Raw genomic sequence first — 5,100 nt, 5'->3', positions numbered from 1 at the left:
TCATTTTGTGGCGTTTTAATCAAGTTTTCTGTTAAGACGGTCGTCACCCTGAATTTATTTCAGGGTCTTTCACGCTAAAAAGATGCTGAAATAAATTCAGCAGGACGATAAAGCGGGATTAGGCGTAAATAAGATATAATTTTCAGCAAATAATTATCGAACTCAGGTTTTAAGTAACTTTAATAATTTACAACACACAAACCACACACAAATAAATACCTGAAATGCAAAATAGTTTTTTTTATACCACCCTAAAAGCAATTGTCTTGCTAATGGCGATAACCTGTTGGTTTTCAGTGAAAAGTTATGCGCAGACCGAGTTCTCTACCGATTATTTTAAGATCAGGGTCGATAACAAAGGTTTCGTCACCAGTATGAAAAACAAAACTAAGGCACCATACAAGGAATTTAGTCTAGCAGAAAAGCCCTCACCCTTACTGAGTTTATATAGTGATACTAAAAAAAAATACTTTGAACCCACAAAAGCGGTTTATATAAAAGATAAAAAAACATTCTCGCTGTATTATGCCAATGGTTCAGTGGCGAGCGTTAAATTGGAACCTAAGGCGAAATATTTCAAATTAACCCTTTTATCGCTTACCAACCGGAAAGGTATTGATGTAATTGAATGGGGACCGGTACATACCAGAATCAATAATCTATTTGGGGAAATCATCGGCGTGGCAAGAGATACAAGTGCTGCGGTAAACTACTCCATCGGTATGATGGCTTTAAACGATAATACCCTGGGCGGAAAAGCGGAAACAATTGGAGATGCAGCCCCGTTTCAATATGTTGTTCACAGTCCCGATGCTAAACGGTTTCCCTTGCCTGCCAACCTTCATGAAGGTCAGGTATTTACGCTTGGAGGGAATGGTATCAGCGATGTTGCTTTTTATGCACACAAAGAACCCTGGTACCGGATCATGTATGGCAATGCAGCTAATGTGGATAAAAATGGAAGAATATCGCTCTCTTATCAATCAAGAGACCGTGGTTTTGAAAGAGAGGTTTACTTTTCGCTCATTCCCAATATGGCGGCCAACACTCCAAACCATTTGCAGGTGCAGGCCTTACCAGGGGTAGATTATATCGGATCATCCGTAGCCTTATGGGGAAGCCCGGATAGTACGGCTTTGTTGGATGTAATCCAGAAAATTGTTTTAACGGAAAAACTTCCGCACCCAACCATTAACGGAAAATGGATAAAAGACCCGGCTGCTTTTGTTCCTGATCTTCTTACCAGTGGTAATTTAAATGACAGCACCATCTCTTATGCATCAAGATTGGGTTTTAAAACCATAAGTTTATATGATCAGGGTTTTTTAAGGGCTGACCGTGGTAACCAAGGTTATATCGACGGAAGAAATTTTGAGAAAAAGCCGATAAAATTAACTGGTCGAAGTGTTTCGCATAAGGAGTTTTCTGATATGGCTGCTAAACAGGGTATTAGCATCGGCAGAACACCTATTACCACTGCTTTGGCCCCGGGAACTATGGATGCGAGCCCGATACCGAGCGATAGCCTGTGTTATCAGCAAAAACGCCTGCTGGTAAAAAACATCAGCGCAACCGACACCGTTATTCTTGTTGACAACCCGATTTATCTTGACGAGATTGCCAGCTGGGAAGGTCATTGCGCCAACTTAAATATGGTCAAAATCGGTAAAGAACTTATCCATTACATGGGCGTTTCCAAAGAAAAACCCTATAGGCTTTTGAATGTGAAGCGCGGATACTGGAAAACCACAGCGTCAAACCATTCGGACGGAGATGCTATTTATAAACTTCAGGTAACGGTTAATTATGGTTATGACGGGCTCATTCCGAATATGCAACTTCAGGACAAAATAGCCGAACACTTTGCTGAAATCTGTAAAATTAACGGCCTTGCTTATTATGACTTTGATGGACAGGAGTTTTTGTTCAATAATGGCCACGGTTATTATTCGGCTAAACGTTTTTTTGGTAAAATGTTCGAAAAAGCTGCGCAGTTGGGTGTTCCTTATATCCGTTTCACGGGTGCTACCTTATCCGAAGGGTCATGGCATTATCAAAGCATCTGGAACGTCGGTGGTGGAAAAAATCTGTACGATGCTGAAACCCGCGAATGGGGTAGCACGACCAGTCAGGGAAAAGACCTTCGCGACGTATGTTACGCCAATTATTTTCCGGTGGGTATGGGCGGGAATTTCCCGATCAATGCCAAATCAAAGGTTGAAGAATATGAACATATACAGGCTATTTCTGTAGGTGTCGGTACCACATATAGTTTAAAGATCAATCAAAAGGATGTTGAAAGCTGTCCGCAGAAAGATGCCATTTTCAAAGTAATAAGAACCTGGGAAAATGCAAGAGCTGCCAATGCCTTTCCCAGAAGTGTAAAAATGCAGCTGGCAGACCCTGCAAATAGCTGGCAACTGGAGCAGGTTGATAATAATAAATGGAGACTTTATCCAATCGTAAAGGGAGAAAGAAAAATGGCTATTAGCTTAAACAGAGATATTGCAGGAGGATATTAACGACCACTTGCAGATTTTGAAGTACCCTTCTTTGGACAAATTTATCGAAATATGTATACCTAGAGGGTTTTAAGTGTTGTTGCGTGATCTATTATCACACAAATTGGACGGCCACTTGCATTAATTGATTTACAATACCTGCAAATAGCAATACATGGATGCTGGTTGAATAAAATATTTGGATTAAATCGTATTTTACAATAAAAAATTAAATTATTACCGAATGAAACCATCATGAGTTTACACTCTCAAAATGCAATGAACCAAGCCTGCGAGCTCTTGAACACAAAAATCAAACAGGGCCGAGTGAAAAATAAAACTCATGATAGCTTCATAACAATTAAAAAACAAATTATACTCTGATGAAAAAATACCTGGTAAGCCTCATGCTTTTCACTGCTTTAGGGGTAATTAGTCTGTCATGCAGTGTTGATAACAGCGGATCGGCAGACGGATTTGTACAGCGTTTAAAAGATGCACCAGCCAAAGTTATCCTAACCGATGGCGCTGCGGCAGACGCACTCATAGTAGGCAGGAAATGGAGTAGCGATTTATGTGCACTTTCAGTTAAAAATACTTCAGCTAAAGCCGTACAGGTAAAAGAAGTAGTGGTATTCGATCTACAACATCAATTGGCCGATACCACCAAAATTTATGGAGAAGCTTTTCAAAAACTGGGACAGATAGGCGGCACGTTGGGCAAACCCGAAGATTGGGGTACATACCCCGACAGAAGTCATTATAAAATACCCGAACCTGAAAATTTGCGGACAGCATATGGCATGTTAACCTTGCAACTCCCCGAAAATAGCAGGGTGTTATTGGCTACAACATCTTGTAAAAGATTTATATCCAGATTTTCTTTTGATGCCAAACGCCTCCGTATTTCGCTCGATTGCGAAAACCTGGTGCTGCAGCCTGGCGAAACCTGGAGCCTGGAAGAGTTTTTGGTAACAACAAGTAACGACAGGGAAAAAAACTACGATCGTTTAACCGAAGCTATTTCTAAACATCATCCACGGTTAAAGCACGATCCTGTGCCAATGGGCTGGTGTTCATGGTATTGCTTTGGTCCAGCGGTTACAGCCAAAAATGTATCAGATAATACCAATTGGATTGCAAAAAACCTGCCACAGCTAAAATACATACAAATTGATGATGGTTACCAACCCTGGATGGGCGATTGGCTCGAAAAAGGAAAAGCTTTTGGAGGCGATGTTGCGCAGGTACTGCACGATATTAAAAATAAAGGTTTAGAACCTGCCATTTGGGTAGCGCCATTTGTGGCCAGTCCACAATCCGAATTATTCAAGAACCATCCCGATTGGTTTGTTAAGGACGAAGCTGGCAAACCCTTACGTTCTGATAAAATTGGTTTTGGAGGTTGGCGCTTAGGACCATGGTATGTATTAGATGGTACACACCCGGCAGTTCAGCAATATTATACCGAACTTTTTAAAACCATGCGTCAAAAATGGGGCGTTACTTATTTTAAGCTCGATGCCAATTATTGGGGCGCTATGTATGGTGGTGTACATTACGATAAAAAGGCAACCAGAATCGAAGCTTATCGCCGGGGTATGGAAGCCATACTTAAAGGTTCTGGAGATGCCTTTATACTAGGTTGTAACCATCCAATATGGGGCTCCCTGGGTTTAATTCATGGTTCGAGAAGTTCTATGGATACCTGGCGTGATTGGAAGTCGTTCCGGAATATAGGAAGAGAAAACCTACTCAGGGGTTGGCAGAATGGACGGTTATGGTGGAACGATCCGGATTGTATTCTCTTAACTGATAATGGTGCCGAAGATGTAATGGATCAGGGAGGTAATGCAGCTGCAACAAAGAAAGTGGTAATGCCAGAAAATGAATTTTTATACCATGCTACAACAGTGTATGCCTCGGGTGGCATGTTATTAAGTGGTGATGACCTGACTACAATTAAGCCAGAAAGACTGGCAATTCTTAAAAAAATGATTCCCCCAACAGGAAAGTCGGCAAGGTTCGAAAACGAAAAATTTGAAGTAGGTATTATTAATTTTAAAGATCACATTGAATACACCGTGTTTAACGCAAGTGATGCTCCGGTTAGCCGTAAAATAAAATTACCTGCCGGAAAATATACTTTAAGCAATAAATGGACCGGTAAGGAAATCGGCGTTTTCGAAAAAGAATATGTGATTAATGATTTGCTACCACATAGCGCACAATTAATTGTGGCGAAAAAGGTTAATTAATCAAGGTCTCTTGTACAACTTTACTGTAGGCTGTATCATAAAGGTGATTTCACTCAGGTGCTGTCATGTTGTCCAAAGGACTCCTAAGGAGAGCTTGTCGAAACACCTTAAAGCGTATTTAACAGGTCCTTCGACAAGCTCAGGATGACAAATCTATTTATGATACATTGGAATTGCAATAGTCTGCAATTCCATTAAGTTAAGTACTATGCCGTTGTCAGTCTGAGCTTGTCGAAGACCTTTCTATAGTCGAAAACGAAAAAACATTTGTCCTTCGACAGGCTACCATCGACGTTGTTCTGTAACCATCTAAATATAAGTTATTTATCAATATGAGTTCG

2 protein-coding genes are annotated in these 5,100 nt (G+C 40.7%); both read left to right on the top strand.

Annotation, left to right across the window (positions count from 1 at the left end):
* Window positions 1-224: 224 nt before the first annotated feature.
* Window positions 225-2,522, top strand: a complete 2,298-nt coding sequence (locus tag AW17_RS22890) for a hypothetical protein (protein ID WP_051692058.1) — start codon at window positions 225-227, stop codon at window positions 2,520-2,522.
* Window positions 2,523-2,884: 362 nt separating this feature from the next.
* Window positions 2,885-4,759, top strand: a complete 1,875-nt coding sequence (locus AW17_RS22885; RefSeq protein WP_051692057.1) for a glycoside hydrolase family 36 protein — start codon at window positions 2,885-2,887, stop codon at window positions 4,757-4,759.
* Window positions 4,760-5,100: the final 341 nt, after the last annotated feature.

Source organism: Pedobacter borealis DSM 19626 (genome assembly GCF_000708285.2).
Classification (GTDB): domain Bacteria; phylum Bacteroidota; class Bacteroidia; order Sphingobacteriales; family Sphingobacteriaceae; genus Pedobacter; species Pedobacter borealis.
This window is presented reverse-complemented; position numbering and strand designations above follow the sequence as displayed.